This is a genomic window from Lentzea sp. NPDC051208, assembly GCF_040682435.1.
Classification (GTDB): Bacteria; Actinomycetota; Actinomycetes; order Mycobacteriales; family Pseudonocardiaceae; genus Lentzea; species Lentzea kristufekii.
Genome location: NZ_JBFBAW010000004.1, coordinates 57,945 through 75,624 on the forward strand (window position 1 = coordinate 57,945; position 17,680 = coordinate 75,624).

17 protein-coding genes are annotated in these 17,680 nt (G+C 69.3%); 11 read left to right on the plus strand and 6 right to left on the minus strand.

From position 1 onward, the window contains the following. The first annotated feature begins 9 nt into the window (after positions 1–9). The 6 genes from ligD (at position 10) to AB0M48_RS10575 (ending at position 5,907) form a co-directional block, all read left to right on the plus strand. Positions 10–1,011 carry a non-homologous end-joining DNA ligase gene (gene ligD / locus AB0M48_RS10550; RefSeq protein WP_363838585.1) on the plus strand — a complete coding sequence of 334 codons (1,002 nt, stop codon included), beginning with the start codon at positions 10–12 and terminating at the stop codon, positions 1,009–1,011. Positions 1,012–1,042: 31 nt separating this feature from the next. Continuing rightward, on the plus strand, positions 1,043–3,514 hold the full coding sequence (locus AB0M48_RS10555) for an NACHT domain-containing protein (protein ID WP_363838588.1): 2,472 nt from the start codon (positions 1,043–1,045) through the stop codon (positions 3,512–3,514). 10 nt (positions 3,515–3,524) lie between these two features. Then, positions 3,525–4,340, plus strand: coding sequence for an aminoglycoside phosphotransferase family protein (locus tag AB0M48_RS10560; protein ID WP_363838590.1), 816 nt, complete (start codon positions 3,525–3,527; stop codon positions 4,338–4,340). Positions 4,341–4,417: 77 nt separating this feature from the next. Next, positions 4,418–4,627, plus strand: coding sequence for a hypothetical protein (locus tag AB0M48_RS10565; RefSeq protein WP_363838592.1), 210 nt, complete (start codon positions 4,418–4,420; stop codon positions 4,625–4,627). Between the two features lie 89 nt (positions 4,628–4,716). Then, positions 4,717–5,046, plus strand: coding sequence for a hypothetical protein (locus tag AB0M48_RS10570; protein ID WP_363838595.1), 330 nt, complete (start codon positions 4,717–4,719; stop codon positions 5,044–5,046). Positions 5,047–5,217: 171 nt separating this feature from the next. Continuing rightward, complete coding sequence (locus tag AB0M48_RS10575; RefSeq protein WP_363838598.1) at positions 5,218–5,907, plus strand: DUF6319 family protein; 690 nt, start codon at positions 5,218–5,220, stop codon at positions 5,905–5,907. Positions 5,908–6,303: 396 nt separating this feature from the next. Here AB0M48_RS10575 and AB0M48_RS10580 read toward each other — a convergent pair whose 3' ends face one another. Next, positions 6,304–7,806, minus strand: a complete 1,503-nt coding sequence (locus AB0M48_RS10580) for an alpha/beta hydrolase (RefSeq protein WP_363838601.1) — start codon at positions 7,804–7,806, stop codon at positions 6,304–6,306. A gap of 112 nt (positions 7,807–7,918) precedes the next feature. On the opposite strand from AB0M48_RS10580, the gene AB0M48_RS10585 reads away from it, so the two are divergent. Then, complete coding sequence (locus AB0M48_RS10585) at positions 7,919–8,788, plus strand: EamA family transporter (protein WP_363838605.1); 870 nt, start codon at positions 7,919–7,921, stop codon at positions 8,786–8,788. Here the strand turns inward: AB0M48_RS10585 and AB0M48_RS10590 are convergent. Beyond that, positions 8,785–9,846, minus strand: a complete 1,062-nt coding sequence (locus tag AB0M48_RS10590) for an ATP-dependent DNA ligase (protein ID WP_319988658.1) — start codon at positions 9,844–9,846, stop codon at positions 8,785–8,787. The genes AB0M48_RS10585 and AB0M48_RS10590 overlap by 4 nt on opposite strands. Before the next feature lie 17 nt (positions 9,847–9,863). Then, the gene (locus AB0M48_RS10595) at positions 9,864–10,517 is read right to left on the minus strand and encodes a dihydrofolate reductase family protein (RefSeq protein WP_363838609.1); all 654 of its coding nucleotides are present in this window, start codon (positions 10,515–10,517) and stop codon (positions 9,864–9,866) included. Positions 10,518–10,583: 66 nt separating this feature from the next. Here AB0M48_RS10595 and zapE point away from each other — a divergent pair, with 66 nt between their 5' ends. The 3 genes from zapE (at position 10,584) to AB0M48_RS10610 (ending at position 13,539) form a co-directional block, all read left to right on the plus strand. Continuing rightward, positions 10,584–11,576, plus strand: a complete 993-nt coding sequence (zapE, locus tag AB0M48_RS10600; protein WP_363838613.1) for a cell division protein ZapE — start codon at positions 10,584–10,586, stop codon at positions 11,574–11,576. Between the two features lie 73 nt (positions 11,577–11,649). Beyond that, complete coding sequence (locus tag AB0M48_RS10605; protein WP_363838617.1) at positions 11,650–11,895, plus strand: DUF3040 domain-containing protein; 246 nt, start codon at positions 11,650–11,652, stop codon at positions 11,893–11,895. 48 nt (positions 11,896–11,943) lie between these two features. Further along, positions 11,944–13,539, plus strand: coding sequence for an ATP-binding cassette domain-containing protein (locus AB0M48_RS10610; protein ID WP_363838620.1), 1,596 nt, complete (start codon positions 11,944–11,946; stop codon positions 13,537–13,539). Here AB0M48_RS10610 and AB0M48_RS10615 read toward each other — a convergent pair. The 3 genes from AB0M48_RS10615 to rocD form a co-directional block, all read right to left on the minus strand. Beyond that, positions 13,536–13,943 carry a GNAT family N-acetyltransferase gene (locus tag AB0M48_RS10615; protein WP_363838625.1) on the minus strand — a complete coding sequence of 136 codons (408 nt, stop codon included), beginning with the start codon at positions 13,941–13,943 and terminating at the stop codon, positions 13,536–13,538. The two genes, AB0M48_RS10610 and AB0M48_RS10615, sit on opposite strands and share 4 nt — an antisense overlap. 69 nt (positions 13,944–14,012) lie before the next feature. Continuing rightward, the gene (locus AB0M48_RS10620; RefSeq protein ID WP_363838629.1) at positions 14,013–15,398 is read right to left on the minus strand and encodes a DUF2252 domain-containing protein; all 1,386 of its coding nucleotides are present in this window, start codon (positions 15,396–15,398) and stop codon (positions 14,013–14,015) included. Between the two features lie 79 nt (positions 15,399–15,477). Further along, positions 15,478–16,707 carry an ornithine--oxo-acid transaminase gene (gene rocD, locus AB0M48_RS10625; RefSeq protein ID WP_363838633.1) on the minus strand — a complete coding sequence of 410 codons (1,230 nt, stop codon included), beginning with the start codon at positions 16,705–16,707 and terminating at the stop codon, positions 15,478–15,480. 140 nt (positions 16,708–16,847) lie between these two features. Here rocD and AB0M48_RS10630 point away from each other — a divergent pair, with 140 nt between their 5' ends. Then, positions 16,848–17,678: a PPK2 family polyphosphate kinase gene (locus AB0M48_RS10630; protein ID WP_363838636.1), complete on the plus strand. Its 831-nt coding sequence runs from the start codon at positions 16,848–16,850 to the stop codon at positions 17,676–17,678. The last annotated feature ends 2 nt before the right edge of the window (positions 17,679–17,680 follow it).

Consider the following 17,680-nt stretch of genomic DNA (forward strand, 5'->3'; position numbering starts at 1 on the left):
TGTTCTGCCGTGGCTTCCAAGGCGATCGAGCTCGAGGTCGGTGACCAGCTGGTGCGGGTGTCCAACCCGGACAAGCCGTACTTCCCCGCGCGGGGCATCACCAAGCGGCAGGTGGTCGAGTACTACCGCACGGTGGCGCCGGCCCTGCTGCGGGTCCTGCGCGACCGTCCCGTCGTGCTGAAGCGCTACGTCGACGGCGTCGAGGGCGAGGCGTTCTACCAGAAGCGCGTGCCCAAGGGCGCTCCTTCGTACGTGGAGACCGTGCAGGTGAAGTTCCCGTCCGGCCGCCCCGCCGACGAGATCTGCCCGACCTCCGAGGCCGTGATCGTCTGGGCCGCGAACCTCGGCACGTTCGACTTCCACCCGTGGCCGGTGCGCCGCGCCGACGTCGACCGCCCGGACGAGCTGCGCATCGACCTGGACCCGCAGCCGGGCACCGACTTCTCCGACGCCGCCCGCGTCGCCCTGGTGCTGCGCGAGGTGCTGGCCGACGCGGGCCTGACCGGCTACCCGAAGACCTCCGGCGGCCGCGGCATCCACGTCGCCGTGCGGATCCGGCCGGAGTGGGACTTCATCGACGTCCGGCACGCCGTGATCGCACTGGCGCGCGAGGTGGAGAAGCGCGCCCCCTCCCAGGCGACTTCGGCCTGGTGGAAGGAAGAACGCGGGGAGCGCGTCTTCATCGACTTCAACCAGGCCGCCCGCGACCGGACGATCGCTTCCGCCTGGTCTGTTCGGGGGACTGCCCGCGCGACTGTGTCGACTCCGGTGCCGTGGGACGAGTTGTCCACTGTGGACCCTGATGACTTCGACGTGCTGACCGTGCCGAAGTACCTGCAGGAGCGGGGTGATCCGCACGCCGGGCTGGACTCCGAGGCGTTCGGGATCGAGACGCTGCTGGAGTGGTACGCGGCCGATCCGCGCGGCGAGATGCCGTACCCGCCGGACTACCCGAAGATGCCCGGCGAGCCGCTGCGGGTGCAGCCCTCCCGCGCCCGCAAGCAGGAGTAACAGCCGATCGTTCGGCGCCGATCTTCTCTGCGTGACAGCGATCGCGACCGTCGTTGCGGAATTGGCGGAGACCGCCGTGCGGTGGGTGACCGACTCGCCCGTGCCCGTGTCCGCACTCGTGCGGCGGCGCATCGAGGACTACCTGCGTGGGCCTGACTGCGCTTCGCTGCTGGAGTTGCTGTGTCAGCTCGACTACACCGAGGAGGGCAAGTTCCACCAGAAGGTGGACCGGGGAGAACTGGCTGAGGCGTTCCGGCGCGAGTTCCAGCGGGCCGTGCGACGCGAAACAACGGAGTCTGAGGAGTTCGCGTCGTCCCTGTGGGCCGCGATCGAGCAGAACGCGCCATACCGCACTGTCGACTCCCGTGACCGAATCCGGATCAAGGTGACCGGCCCGGACCGGCCGATCGCGGAGCGCCTCGGTCTTGCCTCCGATGTCGGCAGGCTGGCGACGGCGCGGGCCACCGGCAGTGTGATCCGCGCGGCCATGGCGCGTGCCTACGACCGCATGGTCATGCCGCATTCGAAGGCGGACTTCCGCTTTCCGATCGACCGGATCTACGTGCCGCGCAAGCTCCGCCTGGATGACGCCCCGATCGCCGAGGACGAAGTGGGTGACCGCCGGTTCGTGCTGGTGGGGAATCCCGGTGCCGGAAAGAGCACGTTCATGCGGCGTCTCCTCCACCGGGCGGTGCTGGTCCCGTTGCTGGTTCAGCTGAAGCAGCATCAGAAGCTGTCGAACGACTTCGTCACGATCATCGCCGAGGAACTGCGTCCGCTCGTCCAGCGTGCTGTGGACGTCCAGCACGTTGCTGACCTGCTCGACGCCGGTGAGGCGGTGGTCGTGTTCGACGGGCTGGACGAGGTCGGTGACATCCAGGCGCGGCGATCGGCGGTGGCGGCGATCGAGGCGTTCGCCGCGCGCTTCCCTCTGGCACGCATCGTGGTGACCTGTCGGCAGGAGAGCTACCCGGTTGCGAAGCTCGACAGCACGTCGTTCCCCGTGTACTGGCTGCCCGACTTCGACGCCGACCAGGTCATGCGCTACGTCCGCACCTGGTTCGCCCTCGTGTACGCGGAAAGCAGGGTGGAAGCGTTCCTGCGGGACAGCGAGCACTTGGCCGACCTGCGGTCGAACCCGCTGATGCTTTCGCTGCTGTGCATGCTCTACCAGAGCGAGGGTTACATCCCGGAGAACACTGCTGACGTTTACCGGGAGTGTTCTGAGCTGATGCTGGTGCGGTGGGACGCGGTGAGTCAGGTGCCATCGGTGATCCGGTCGGTGAAGCTGGCGAAGTTCCTCGTGCAGGAGTTGGCGCAACACTTCTTCTTCACCCTCGACGGTCGGGGAGACGAGGGGGAGAAGACGCTGGAACGACTGGTGGTCGCACACCTGAGCGAACGCGAAGAAGAGGATTCGCAGTCCTACCACCAGAAAGCGCGCGAGTTCCTGGACTACTGCGCCGAGCGGGCATGGGTGCTCACGCAGGTCGACACTTCGCTCGACGGCGAACGGCGGTTCGGCTTCACACACCGCACCTTCATGGAGTACTACACGGCGTGTTACGTGTTGCGCACCTGCGACACGGCCGATGAGATCGTCAGAGTCCTGCTTCCGATGCTCACGTCTGGCAAGAGCTTCGTAGTGCCTCAGATCGCCTTGCAGATGTACGACGTGAATCGTGCAGACGGTGGTGACGCCTGTGTCCGGCTGTTGCTGGCGATGGCCGGCGATGAAGTCGAGGTCCTCACCTTCTGCGTCAGCTTCCTCGAACACAACAACTTGCGCCGGGCCACGGTGGAAGTGCTGCTCGAGCACGCTTTCGCGGCGCTCGGCCGGACCGGAGACGGTTCGCTCTACCACGCCCTGCGCGCCACGAGGCATGTGAAACGCACCCGCACCGCCACGGTCGCGCGTGCGGTGCTGGCGCGCACCACAGCAGACCTGGGTTCGGACCTCCGTCTGGGGGCGGGGTTGGTGGTACGGGTGCCATCGGTGTCCTACGAGGTGGCGCTGGGGGAAGAACGGCACGGACTTCGTAGCTTGAACAACAGGTTCGAGCAAATCCACGGTGCGGCGGCGTGGGTCTACGCTTCCTTGCCCAAGGGGAGCGAGAGGTATGTACCGGGTCCGATGGTGAAGTGCGTCGGTGACGGCTGCGTTGATTCCTACGAGCTGCGCCGGCTTGCTGTGGCGTGGCCGGACGTGATGCCGATCCCGGCCTCGGTGCTGCCATCGATCACCTCTGACCTCGATCGAGCCGACCTGGCCGACGCAGGGAGCAACCACGTCGGGGCACGAGCGATGATCGCGATGATCGCGGCTGCGGCGTTCGAGGGAGGGCTGTCGTGGTCGCCGCTCAACTTCGTCCAATCCCGACGCCCTGCGTTGGCTGAAGCGTTGATGCGCTACTGCGGTGACGAGAGCGAGGTCAGCGTCGCACGTGACCTGTTGGAGCGGTGGGGGCGTGCGGAAGCGGCGTTCGTCGACACCAACCGGTGATGATCACGGCATGGAGCTGACGCAGCGAGACGCCGAGTCGTACCGCGACCGCCTGGGACTGGACGGCGACGTGGTGCGGTTCGAGGAGGGGTCGCTGCCCGTCTTCGCAGTCGGGCACGACCTGGTGCTGAAGCTGTTCCCGCCGCGGTACCACGGCGAGGTGCCGGTCGAGGTCGCGGTGATGGAGGCGGTGCACGGCAGGCTGCCGGTGCCGACTCCCCGGTTGCAGGGCGTCGGGGTGCTCGACGACTGGGGGTACGTGCTGATGTCGCGGCTGCACGGCGAGGAACCCGCGGTGCCGGACGTCGAGGTCAGTGCGCGGGTCGGGGAGATGCTGAAGGCGTTGCACGCGATCGAGCCGCCCGCGGTGCTGGGGCCGGGGGACTGGGCGGCGTTCGTTGCCGGACAGCGGCGCGGATGCGTTGAGCTGCAACGGAAACGTGGGCTGGACGAGCGGTGGCTGGAGCGGATTCCGGCGTTTCTCGACGGGGTGGATCTCGGCGATGAGCCGCCGGTGCTGCTGCACACCGAGGTGATGAGCGCACATCTGTTGCGGCGCGGCGGGGAACTCTCCGGGCTGTTCGACTTCGAGCCGGCGATGCGCGGGGCGTTCGAGTACGAGTTCGCCAGTGTCGGGCTGTTCGTCACCAAAGGCGACGCGAGGTGCTGGAAGGCGTTGGTCGAGGCGTACGGGCGGGTGCCGGATCCTCGGCGCGTGATGGCCTACGCGCTGTTGCACGTCTACTCCAACATGCCGAAGTACATGCGTGAGATGCCCGCGGGGGATTCGTTCGACGAACTCGCCGTGCGGTGGTTCGGGGAGTGAGTGAGCCAACCGGCTGTATCGGGGACGGATCCAGTGAGCGACCTCGTAGACTGGACCGAACGCGAGAGGAGGTCGCCATGTCCCAGCCATATGTCGTGCGGTACGTCGGCGGTCCCCTCGACGGCAGGGTCGACTCGCTGCCGTCCACGCCCGAAATTCCGAAGCAGACCGTGACGTACGTCCATCTGCACGGCGGGCCCAAGATCGTGCACGTCTACGACCTCCAGTACGCCGTCGAGTACGGGTGCGAGTACCGGCTGCGGGCGGGGGAAGACGACGAAACCTGACCAAGCCTCACGTGGACACGAAGAGGCAAGCAGGTTTACCGTCTTGTCATGAGAGCGCTCTCACACACTGTGGTGCGAGAGGAGTTTCCATGCACGTGCTCATTCGAGGAACGATCGGCGTCGCGGCGGTGGCGATGGCGGTCGTGGCGGCGGGCTTCGTGGTGGGGCAACCGGTTTCTCACGCGGGGCACGGCCATGTGTACAGCGCCGAGCAGGCGCGGGCGATGGTGGAGCAGCAGGCGGTTCCGGGGTCGGAGTTCCGGGTGACCTGCTCGTCCAGTCATCGCCGCCAAGATGACTCGATCGTGTTCCAGAACCAGTCCGGCGTCTCCCACATGCACGAGTTCTTCGGGGAGGCACCCTCAACGGTGCGAACGTCACGAGCGCGCCTGGGTACACGTTCCACGGCGACTTCATGAACGCGTGGGATCCCGTTGAGCTGCAACGGCGTGTCTCCAACTGCATCAACGCCGGGTACATCTGCGGGGTGGACGGAAACCCGTAACGATCTTGCTGCCGACCCTGTGCTCAGAATTGTCGGAGGTGTAGGGCATGCTGGGGCACAAGTGTTCGAACGGGGAGGCAGCGCGATGGCGAAGAAGAGCGGGCTGTCGGCGGAGGACGTCGTCGACCTGCGATCGCAGTTGGACGAGGGCAGTCAGCCGATGGTGTGGTTCACGGCGGCCGCGGTCGGCATGGAGGAGGGCAGGTCGGCGAAGCTGCTGGCCGTCACCGACCCTCCGGAAGGCGACTTCATCCAGGTCCGGCCCACCGGCTCGAAGGACGAGATGTCCTTCTCCCCGGCCGAGTTGACGCTGGAGAAGCCGCCGCCGCGCAAGAAGCCGGCGACCCCTCCTCCAGCGCAGCCGGAACCGCCGCGAGAGACTGAGGTCGTCCACCCCTACCTCCCGGAGGCGCCGGTGAAGCCCGCGGCCCCCAAGCCGAAACCCGCACCCGCTCCCGCCGAGCAGGCGCCCGCGAAGCCCGCCGCGCGCAAGCAGTCCGCGAAGACCACCTTCCCCGAGGTCACGATCACGCTGGTGACGACGGGCGAGGGCGAGTGGGCCGTGGAGGTGCTGCAGGGCACCCGCAGGACGGTCCGCCCGACGCCGGTGCCGCCCGCGCAGGTGGCCCAAGCCGCGAAGCTGCTCACGCCCGAGGTCTCCGAGATCGTCGAGGGCGTGCTGAACGCGGCGCGTGCCCAGCAGCTCGCCCGCGTGGAGCAACTGCGCGCCGAACTGGAGGCAGCCCAGAAGGCCCTGGAGGAGCTGGGCGCGTAGCGCGATCACGTGCTGCGACGCCCCGGTGGTTGTGCGCACGCGTTCGGGTGAGAGGGGTTCCCAGGGCTGGTGCCGGGGCGGACCGTGAGGTGCGCGGATGTCCCGCGCAGGTCCGGCTTGGAGGACGGGGAGGCCCGATGGGTACGTGTGGGTGCTGTTCCGGGTGTACGGGGCCCGGCTGCGGCTGTTGTTCGAGCTGCTGACACGAAGATTCGCGCGGGGAGCTGTTCGCGTCGTGGTCACGCGAACGGTTCCCCTCCGCCATGTGCGGAGTAACTGACGTCAGGCTTCTGGCGACGTGGACGGTGCTGTTGGACGGCACCTTCGCGTCGTCGGTCACGCGAAGGCTCCGTCTTGCGCTGCGGTTGAGCGAATGCTCCTGTCCGCGCAGCCCGATCAGGGTGGGCAGACCGTGCCGTTCGACGGCACCTTCGCGTCGATCAGGTAGTCGCGCACCGCCGTGGTCGCGCACCCCGACAGGGTGAGCGCGCCGTGTCCGCTGCCCTGCCACCCGATCAACGACGACCCCGGCAGCCGCTGCGCCGTGTGCTCGGTGCCCGGCGCGGGGGTGGAGAGGTCGTTGGCCGTGCTCAGGACCACGATCGGCGGCGCGCTCTTCAGGGCGTCGACCTTCTCGGCCTTGGGCGGCGGGAACGGGTTGCAGTGCAGCAGCATGCGGGCGAACACGGCGCCGAACATCGCGTGCTTCGACTGCCAGTCGGCGGCGAGGGCCTTCACCCGGTCCGGCGGGATGCGGGTGGCGGTGTCGTTGCAGCCGATGATCAGGCCCGCGTCGAAGCGCGGCGGGTTCTCGTCCAGGTCGTTGACCAGCGGTTCCAGCAGGGCGAACAGGCCCGTGCTGTCGCCGGCGCGGGCCTTCACCACGGCGTCGGCCAGCGCGGGCCAGCGGGCTCGGTCGGTCAGGCCCGCCAGGATCGCGTTCAGGGCCGAGCCGGGGGTCAGGTCCACGTACTCGCCGCGCACGCGGCCGGTCCGCAGCTGGGCCAGCAGTGCCGTGACGTCCTCGCGCGGGTTCGCGAGCGCGCAGCCCCGGGTCTTGCAGTCGCGGGCGAACGCGTCGAACGTCGCCTCCGCCGCGACGGCGCGGGACTCCAGGACGCCCACCTGGTCGAGCGTCGGGTCCGGGGCGCCGTCGAGGACGGTGCGGCCGATGCGGTTCGGGTAGCGCTGGGCGTAGGTCGTGATGACGCGCGAGCCCTCGCCCAGGCCGATGGCGTTGAGGCGGTCGGTGCCCAGGTAGTCGCGGAGTCGTTCCAGGTCGGCGGCCGCGCGCCACGAGTCGAACGCGGTCAGCCTGCCTTCGAGGTCGAGCACGCACTCCTGAGATGCCTCGCCCGCGGCGACCACGAGGGTCGACTGCTCGGGCTCGGCCGGGTCGTACTCGACGAGCTGCGCGCGCGTGGCCTGCGGTACGCACGCCATGCCGTCCGAACGGCCCGTGCCCCGCCGGTCCATGCCGATGATCGTGAACGTGCTGAGGATCTCCTTCGGCAACGCCGCCGCGAGCCGCGCGGCCTTCAGCGTGCCGGGCTCGCCGCCGGGGTCGTTGACCACGACCAGGGCGCTCTTGCCCGTGCCGACGCGCGTCAACGCGATGCCGATCGTGCCGCGGCCGGGACGTCCCGGCGGGTCGAGCACGGTGGTCATGCGCGCGCATTCGTACTTCTGGTCGCCCTGCGGGGCATCGGCGCCGAAGCGGTCCTTCATCTGCTCGTTGCACGGCGACCACGGCAGCGAGTCCGCCTTGTACTCGCTCAGCGGGGGCACTGGCTGCGGCCCGGCGAGCGTGCTCTGGTCGACGGGCTGGTCGCCCTCGCCCTTGACCGCGATCACCGGCCTGGTCGAGGGTCCCGCGCTGCACGCCGTCAGCACGCTCACTGCCAGTAGGGCCAAGGCAGCGCGACGCACAGATTTCCTCACTCTCGTTCACACTCCGGGAAGCTGAGCCTCGCACGCCACAGGTGAGAATCCAGTGAGTCAGGATGGGTGCATGGCTCACGCTGATCGGCTTCCCGTCGCCCGTCTCCTGGGCGGCATCCCGCCGACGGCGCTCGTGCTCCTCGGCATCGTCAGCGTGCAGGTCGGCGCCGCGTTCGCGAAGCAGCTGTTCACGGTCGCGGGTGCGGCGGGCACGGTGACGTTGCGCCTGGTCATGGCGGCACTGGTGCTGGTCGTGATCTGGCGTCCGTCCCTCCGGCTCGACCGCCGCACGCTCGTCACCGTCGCCACCTACGGCACGGTGCTCGCGGCGATGAACCTCTGCTTCTACGCGGCGCTCGACCGCATCCCGCTCGGCGCGGCCGTCACGATCGAGTTCCTCGGGCCGCTCGCGGTGGCCGTCGCGGGCTCACGGCGCTGGATCGACGGCGTGTGGGTGCTGCTCGCGGGCCTGGGGGTGGTGCTGCTCACGGGTGTGCAGGGCGGTCTGTTGTGGACGGGCGTGCTGTTCGCGCTGGCCGCGGGCGCGTGCTGGGCGGCGTACATCCTGGTGACGGCCAAGCTCGGCAGCCAGACGACCGACGGCAAGGGCCTCGCGCTCGCGATGGTGGTCGGGGCGGTGATCGCGCTGCCGTTCGGCGTCGGCTCGGCCGGCACGGCGATGCTCGACCCGGTGGTGCTCGCGGCGGGGTTCGCGGTCGCGCTGATGTCGTCGGTGATCCCGTACTCGCTGGAGCTGGAGGCGTTGCGCCGCATGCCGCCGCGCGTGTTCGGGATCCTGATGTCGATGGAACCGGCGGTCGCCGCGGTCGCGGGCCTGCTGCTGCTCGGCGAGCACCTCAAGGCGGCGCAGTGGGCCGCCGTCTGCTGTGTCGTGATCGCGTCGATCGGTGCGACGCGCTCGGCCAGGCCGGACGTCTAGCGGGCCCGGAGTTCACCCTTCAGCACCGACGCCACGTCGTAGCGGGCCGGGACCTCCAGCTGGTCGTAGCGGCACGACAACGGCTCGCGGTCCGGGCGCCACCGCGCGAACTGGCCGTTGTGCCGCAACCGCACGGGCTGCTCGCCCTCGGTCTGCGTGTAGTGGATCTCCAGCACCCGCTCGGGGCGCAGCGCCACGTACTCGGCCTGCTTGCCGCGCCACCGGTTGATCTCGCCGGGGATCCGCTGGCCCGGCACGGGATTCGCCCACGGGTGGTCTCCCGTGGTGATCAACGGTGCCAGCTCGGCCGCGAGCTCCCGGCGTTCGGCGGCCTTGAACGAACCGCAGACGCCGATGTGGTGCAGCAGGTCGTCCGAGTCGTAGACGCCGAGCAGCAGCGAGCCGACCGCCGTGCCGGGCTCGGTGTCCTTGTGCCAGCGCAGCCCGGCGAGCACGACGTCGGCGGTGCGGGCGTGCTTCACCTTGATCATCGAACGCTTGCCCGGCGTGTACGGGCCGTCCGACGGCTTGCCCATCACGCCGTCCAGCCCGGCGCCCTCGAACAGCGTGAACCACTGCCGCGCCGTCTCGACGGACGTCGTCGCGGGCGTCACGTTCAGCCCCGGCAGCTTCAGCAACGCCTCGCGCCGCGCGATCGTCGGCGACTCCAGCAGCACCTCGGACCCGAGTGCGAGCAGGTCGAAGGCGACGAACGTGGCCGGCGTCGACTCCGCCAGCATCGTCACCCGCGAGGCCGCCGGGTGGATGCGCTCGGACAACGCGTCGAAGTCCAGCTCGTCGTTCTTCGCGACCACCAGTTCGCCGTCGACGACCACGCGGTCCGGCAGCACGTCCAGCATCGAGGCGACGACCTCGGGGAAGTAGCGGTTGAGCGGCTTGCCGCTGCGCGACTGCAGCAGCACCTCGTCGCCGGAGCGGAACACCACGCAGCGGAACCCGTCCCACTTCGGTTCGAAGAACAGGTTCGCGTCGTCCGGGATCCCGTCCACCGCGGTGGCGAGCATCGGCTGCAGAGGTGGCGTCAGCGGTAGGTCCACGCGCACATCCTGCCTCTTCAGCTGGAATCGCGCCGCTGGTATCGCAGCAACAGCACGTCGTCCGCGCGCAGCACGGACGCCAGCGCGAGATCCACGGGCGGGACCACCGGACCGTGCGCGATCCGCGACGCGTCGCCCACCGCCAGCAGGGGCGCCACCGTCAGGTTCAGCGCGTCCACCAGACCGGCGGCCACCATCGATCCGAACAGCCGCGGCCCGCCCTCCAGGTCGATGCGGTGCAGTCCCCGCGCCGCGAGCTCGGCGACCGCCACACCCAGGTCCACCTCGGTCTCCCCGGCGACGATCACGTCGGCGGGCAGCGCGGGCATCCGGGCGGCCTCGGTGGTGATCACGATCGGCGGCACGGCGGTGTCGGTGAACAGCGGCAGGTCCGGCGTCAGCGACCCGCGTGCCGTCACCACGGCGATCGGCAACGGCCTGGTGCGCTTCGCGCCGCGGTAGCCCTCGGCCAGCACGGTCGCCGAGCCCACCAGCACGACGTCGGCGAGTTCGCGCCCGAGCAGGTAGATCCGCCGGTCCGCGGGCGAGCCGAGCCCGGCGGACCGTCCGTCGACCGACACCGCGCCGTCCACGCTGGACACGAAGTTCGCGGTCACCCAGGTCCGGCCCGCTGGATAGCCGTACAGCGACTCGAGGGCTGTGTCGGTCATCTCAACGCCCGGTGAGGGCCACAACATCTCCACCGGGCCATCCCATCACGCCGATAAGGTGCGGGCATGCGCTTGTCCGACCGGGATCCCCAGATCGGTGCCGACGAACTGATCGAGGGCCTGGTACCGCCACCGAGGTTCGACTCGGTCAGCTTCGACACCTACATCCCCAACCCGGACGAGCCCTCGCAGGCCGCCGCGGTCGAGGCGGGCCGCCTGTTCGCCGCGCGGGTCAGCACGCGCCGCAAGAAGTGGTCGCTGTTCGGGTCCAGGGACTCCGACGAGGGCAAGCTCGGCCTCTACCTCGACGGCGGTTTCGGTGTCGGCAAGACCCACCTGCTCGCCTCGCTCTGGCACGCCGTGCCCGGCCCCAAGGCGTACGGCACGTTCGTCGAGCTGACGAACATGGTCGGCGTCCTGACGTTCCCCGAGGCCGTGAAGAGGCTGTCCGGCCACAAGCTGCTCGCCATCGACGAGTTCGAGCTCGACGACCCCGGCGACACGATGCTGGTCACGCGCCTGATCAAGGAGCTGATCGGGGCCGGCGTGCACGTCGCGGCCACCTCGAACACGCTGCCCGACAAGCTCGGCGAGGGCCGGTTCGCCGCCGCCGACTTCCTGCGCGAGATCCAGTCGATGTCCTCGAAGTTCGACGTCGTGCGCGTCGACGGCCCCGACTACCGCCACCGCGGTCTGCCCGAGGCCCCGGCGCCGATGTCGGACACCGATCTGGTCGTCAAGGCCTCCACCACCGAGGGCTCGACGCTCGACGACTTCGACGACCTCTGCAAGGCGCTCGCCCGCATCCACCCGTCGAAGTACGGCCGGCTGCTCGACGGCGTCACCGCGGTGCATTTGAAGGACGTCAAGCCCGCACCCGACCAGAGCGTCGGGCTGAGGCTCGTGGCGTTCGGCGACCGGCTCTACGACCGCGACATCCCGGTCGCGGTGTCGGGGCAGCCGCTTTCGGAGCTGTTCACCGAGGAGATGCTGCGCGGCGGTTACCGCAAGAAGTACCTGCGCGCTGTCAGCCGATTGGTCGCGCTTTCTCGGGTTTGACTCCGGCGGCGTTCGAGTATCCACTGGGTGGCGGGCGGGAATGATGACGTCCCGACGTCCTCCGGAGGCACTGATGCTGAGTGAAGCCGAACGCCGCTCGCTCGAGGAGATCGAACAGCGGCTGCTCGCGGACGAGCCGAGACTCGCCCGCACGATGAACCGCCAGGTGCGTCCCTGGTTGCTCTACTCCCTCCTGTTCGTCTTCGGCGGTCTCACGGTGCTGCTGACGGTGATCAGCGCGTTCGGCGCCGCCTTCCAGTGCCTCATGGTCACCGCCGCCGTGCTGGTGTACCGGAGGTACCCGCTCCGCCTGCGGTGACCGGAAACTCACTGGCGTTCCCGGGCGGCGACCCCGACGATCTCGGTCGTGGGTTATCTGGAAGCGAACGGGCTCGCGTACACCCTGCCTGACGGCAGGGAGCTGTTCCGCGACGTCTCGTTCAAGGTGAGCGGCGGGACCGTGGTCGCGCTCGTCGGCGCCAACGGTGCCGGCAAGACGACGCTGCAACGGATCCTGTCGGGGGAGCTCACCCCGAAGCAGGGCAGCGTGCACGTGCAGGGCGGGCTGGCGGTGATGCCGCAGTTCATCGGTTCGGTCCGCGACGACTCGCTCGTGCGCGACCTGTTGCTGTCGGTCGCCCCCGAGGCGTTGCGCAAGGCGGCGGTGGAGCTCGACGACGCCGAGCTCGCGCTGATGGACACCGACGACGAACCCTCCCAGATGCGGTACGCGAACGCCCTCTCCAGCTACGGCGAGGCAGGCGGGTACGACGTCGAGGTCCTGTGGGACACCGTCACCGTCGCCGCCCTCGGCCTGCCCTACGACCGGGCCCGGTTCCGCGAGGTCCGCACGCTCTCCGGCGGTGAGCAGAAACGCCTGGTCCTGGAGACCCTGCTGCGCGGCCACGAGCAGGTCCTGCTGCTCGACGAGCCCGACAACTACCTCGACGTCCCCGGCAAGCGCTGGCTGGAGGACCGTCTCCGGGCCACAGACAAGGCCGTCCTCGTCGTCAGCCACGACCGTGAGCTGCTGTCCACCGCGGCGACGCACGTCGTCACGGTCGAGGCGCATTCCACGTGGACGCACGCAGGCTCGTTCGGGACGTGGCACGGTGCCCGAGCGAAACGCATCGACAGGCTGCTGGAAGATCACCGGCGCTGGAACGAGGAGCACGAGCGGCTCAAGGACCTCGTCCGCACGCTCCAGCAGCTGGCCAAGTCCTCCGAGGTGATGGCTCAGAAGTACCGGGTCATGGCCGCGCGCCTCGAACGGTACGAGCAGGCGGGCCCGCCGCCGGAGATCCCTCAGGACGAGAAGGTCACCCCGCGCCTGAAGGGCGGCCGCACCGGCGTTCGCGCGATCACGTGCGAGGACCTGGAGCTGACCGGGCTGATGAAGCCGTTCTCCCAGGAGATCTTCTTCGGTGACCGGGTCGCGGTGCTGGGCGCGAACGGTTCCGGCAAGAGCCACTTCCTGCGACTGCTCGGCGGCGACGAGGTGAGGACCACCGGCAAGTGGAAGCTCGGCGCACGGGTCGTGGCGGGCCTGTTCGCGCAGACGCACGAGCACCCGGAGTGGCTCGGCCGCACGCTCGTGGACATCCTCTGGCACGGCGAGGGCCAGCGCCCCGGCAAGGATCGGGGCGCGGCGATGTCGGTGCTGCAGCGCTACGGCCTGCACCAGGCGGGCGACCAGCGGTTCGAGAACCTCTCCGGCGGGCAGCAGGCGCGGTTCCAGGTCCTGCTGCTGGAGCTGTCCGGGGCGACGTTGCTGCTGCTCGACGAGCCGACGGACAACCTCGACCTCGCCTCGGCGGAGGCGTTGCAGAACGCGCTGAACGACTTCGACGGCACGGTCGTCGCGGTCACGCACGACAGGTGGTTCGCGAAGTCGTTCGACCGGTTCCTGCACTTCCGGGCGGACGGCGCGGTGTCCGAAGTGGACGAACCGGTCTGGACCTAACCTAGTTCCCAGCTGACGAAGGCGCCGTCGTCGATCGACCCGCCCGCCTTCCGGTAGGTGGCCTGCGCCGCCGTGTCTCCCGCGGCGGTGCCGGTCCACATCGCGTAGCAGGCCCGTTCCACGGCAAGGGCCTTCAGGGCCTCGACCAGCGCGGTGCCGATGCCGCGGCGCAGGAACGCGTCGTCCACGCCCAGCTCGTAGAGGAACATCTCGGTGCCCTTGTCCGGGTGCGTGGTCTCCACCCCGGAGACGAACCCGGCTGGCTGGTCGCCGACGTAGGCGATCAGCAGATGGCTGTGATCCTGCGCCAGGAACCGGGCGGTCGCGTCCGGCCGCGGCGGCGCGTCGAACAGGTGCGCGGCGGCGAACACGTCGTCGGCGGAGGCGGCGCGGCGGATCTTCATGTCGTCAGGCTAAGCAATCTCGGTGTTCATCTCCGTGCGGTGGAATCGCTGGCGTGTCGGTGGACGGCGTCAGCGGTCCTCGACGATCGCGGGCAGCTTCCCGTTCTTGACCAGCCTGGCCAGCTCGGCGTGGTCCGCCTCGGTCCGGTCGGCGTAGTCGAACGCGTACTTGGCGAAGGCCTCGTCCAGGTCGTCGGCGCCACCGTTCTGGAAGTACCCGGCCAGCAGCCGCGGGTCCAGGGACCTGGTGTGCGCGCGGGCCAGCAGCGCGCCGGCGAAGCGGCCGTAGTCGTCGAGGTCGTCGCGCTTCAGCGTGGTCGCGTCGATCTCGCCCTTGCGGTTGCGGAACTGCCGCACGATGAAGTGCCGGCCCTCGATCGTCGTCCAGCCCAGCAGGATGTCGGTCTCCGCCTGCACGAGCCGCGCGCCGTGCACGATCCGCTTGCCCTCGTGCTTGGCGGGTTCGGCGGGGAGGAACGGCTGCAGCGCGGACGGCCTGGCCTCCTTCGCCTGCAGCACCAGGGCTTCGGAGCCGTTGCCGTGCAACAGGATCAGGTAGTTGCGCAGACCGACGCTGCCGGTGCCGACGACGCGGAACGCCACGTCCGACACGCCGTAGCGCATGATCAGTTTGGTCCGCGACTCGCGCAGGGTGTCCACGTAGGACGGCAGCGCGGCGATCACCGCCGCCTTCGTCGGGGGAGTGGCCTCGGTGAACGTCGGCGGGTTCGTGACGAACCGCCACTTCTCGCCGTCGTGCGTGGTCCACTTGGCGGCGAACCTCGCGCTGGTGTTCTTGCGCGACTTCTCGGCGGCCTTGGAGAAGTCGTTGAGCAGGTCGTCGGCCTTGACCTTCGACAGCGTGGACTCGTCGCCCAGAGCGGTCCACGAGTCCATGAACGGGATCTCGGCGAGGTGCCGGATCGTGGCCCGGTACGCGCTCACGGCGTCCTCGGCGGCGTCGCGGCAGCCCTTGTCCGACACGCCGCCCACGCGTCCGGCCAGCACCAGCGAGGCGACGAGCCGCTTGAGGTCCCACTCCCACGGGCCGGGCAGCGTCTCGTCGAAGTCGTTGATGTCCATGACGATCTGGCCCTCGGGCGTGCCGTAGAGGCCGAAGTTCGCTGCGTGTGCATCACCGCACAGCTGAGCGTGAAGGCCCGTCGAGCGGCCGGCGGCGAGATCGCCCGCCTGCAGCCCGGCCGCACCGCGGAAGAACGCGAACGGGTTCTGGAGCATCCGGCCGATCCGCAACGGGACCAGATGTTCCAGCCGGCCCTCGTTGCTGGCGTGCATGAACTCCAGCACGGACGGGCGCGAGGGAGCCAGCGACATCGCGCGATGCGCCTTGAAGTCCACTGAGGACCGCAACGCGCGTCCCTCGGCGTAGACCTCTTCAGGCTCAACCCATCTGCCCAAAGCGGCAGCGGCCTCAGCACGCACCCGTTCACCCATAAGAGTCATCATGCATGCGGCGGACGGCCCACGTGGCCCGTCCGCCGCAACTGTGACCTGGCTACGAGCGAAAATCACCCTAAACGGGACGAACGACCTCAGCGATCGCCCGAACGCCCAGGTCGATCTCGTCCCGCGTGATCACCAACGGCGGTGCGACGCGCAACGTCGAGGCGTGCGTCTCCTTGCAGAGCACCCCGCGCGTCGCCAGAGCCTCCGACGCGGCGCGGCCGACCGGGCCGCCGGGCGCGATCTCGACGCCGGCCCACAGCCCGCGCCCGCGCACCTCGGCCACGCCGTGACCGACCAGCTTGTTCAGTTCCGCGTGCAGGTAGGCGCCCATCTCCCGCGAGCGCTGCTGGAACTCGCCGGTCGCCAGCAGTCCCACGACCGCGCGGCCCACGGCGCAGGCGAGCGGGTTGCCGCCGAACGTCGACCCGTGCTCGCCGGGCTTCAGCACGCCCAGCACCGCACGCGACCCGACCACGGCGGACACCGGCAGGATGCCGCCGCCCAGCGCCTTGCCGAGCGTGTACAGGTCCGCCCGCACGCCCTCGTGGTCGAGAGCGAACAGCTCGCCGGTGCGGCCGAGGCCGGACTGGATCTCGTCGGCGATCATCAGCACGTTGTTCTCGTCGCACAGGCGGCGGATCCCGGCGAGGTACCCGGCGGGCGGCACGACGACGCCCGCCTCGCCCTGGATGGGCTCGAGCAGCACGGCGGCCGTGCGCGGGGAGATGGCGGACTCGATCTCGTCGAGCGCGCCGTACTTGACGACCTTGAAGCCGGGCGTGAACGGCCCGAAGTCGCCCCGCGCGGTCTCGTCGGTCGAGAACGACACGATCGTCGTGGTGCGGCCGTGGAAGTTGGACCCGGCGACGATGATCTCCGCCGTGCCCTCCGGCACGCCCTTGACCTGGTACGCCCACTTGCGCGCGACCTTGATCGCGGACTCGACGGCCTCGGCGCCGGAGTTCATCGCGAGCACCATCTCGGTGCCGGTCAGGGCGGCCAGCTCGCGGCAGAACAGGCCGAACTGGTCGTGGTGGAACGCACGGCTGGTCAGCGTGACGCGGCCGAGCTGCTCGACGGCGGCGGCCACCAGGGCGGGGTGGCGGTGCCCGAAGTTCAGCGACGAGTAGCCGGAGAGGAAGTCCAGGTAGCGGCGCCCTTCGACGTCGGTGACCCACGAACCCTCGCCGTGCGAGATGACCACCGGAAGCGGGTGGTAGTTGTGCGTGCTCCACTCCTCGTCGAGGGCGACGTAGTCCGCGCTGGTGGTGGTGTTGTGCTCAGCGATGGCGGTCATCCTCCAAGGCTAGGGGCGTGGACAAGCGATATCGACCGTGAACCATTGCGCACTGCACCAGTTTGTTGCGTAGATTCATCAATCAGTGGTTGTTGCTTGCACAACCGGCAGAATCGACGGTGAATCGCTACGGTCAGATGATGGCGAAGAAGTCGGTTCGTGACGCGCTGCGACTCGATGAGGTGGATCTCTCCACCCTCGACCCCGCCGGCCGCCCCGTCGGTCCCAAGAACAAGAGGGAGGCGGCCGAGGACATGGCCGCCACCGGGGCCGAGCTGGACGGTCTGCAGGAGGCGCTCTACGCGGAGAATTCTCGCGCGGTGCTGCTAGTCCTGCAGGGCATGGACACCTCGGGCAAGGGCGGCGTGGTCAGCCACGTCCTCGGCCTGGTGAACCCGCAGGGCGTGCGCATCGCGTCGTTCAAGAAACCGACCGCCGCCGAGCTGCGCCACCACTACCTCTGGCGCATCCGCAAGGTCCTGCCGGAGAAGGGCCGCCTCGGCGCGTTCGACCGCTCCCACTACGAGGACGTGCTCGTGCCGAAGGTCGAGCGCCTGATCACCGCCGCGGAGCTGCGCACCCGCTACAAGGAGATCAACACGTTCGAGCGGGAGCTCGCGGACTCCGGCATCACGCTGATCAAGTGCTTCCTGCACATCTCGCCGGAGGTCCAGAAGGAACGGCTGCTCGCGCGCCTGGACGACCCGAAGAAGAACTGGAAGTACAACCCGGCCGACATCGACGTCCGGTCGAAGTGGTCCAAGTACCAGGACGCGTACACGCAGGCGCTGAAGAACTGCCGGGAGACGCCCTGGTACGCGATCCCGGCCGACCGCAAGTGGTACCGGAACTGGGCGATCAGCAGGCTGCTGCTGGAGACCCTGCAGGAGATGGACCCGAAGTTCCCGCCGCCGGGCTACGACCTCGAGGCCGAGAAGGCCCGGCTGATCAACAACGACCCGTTGCGCTAGAC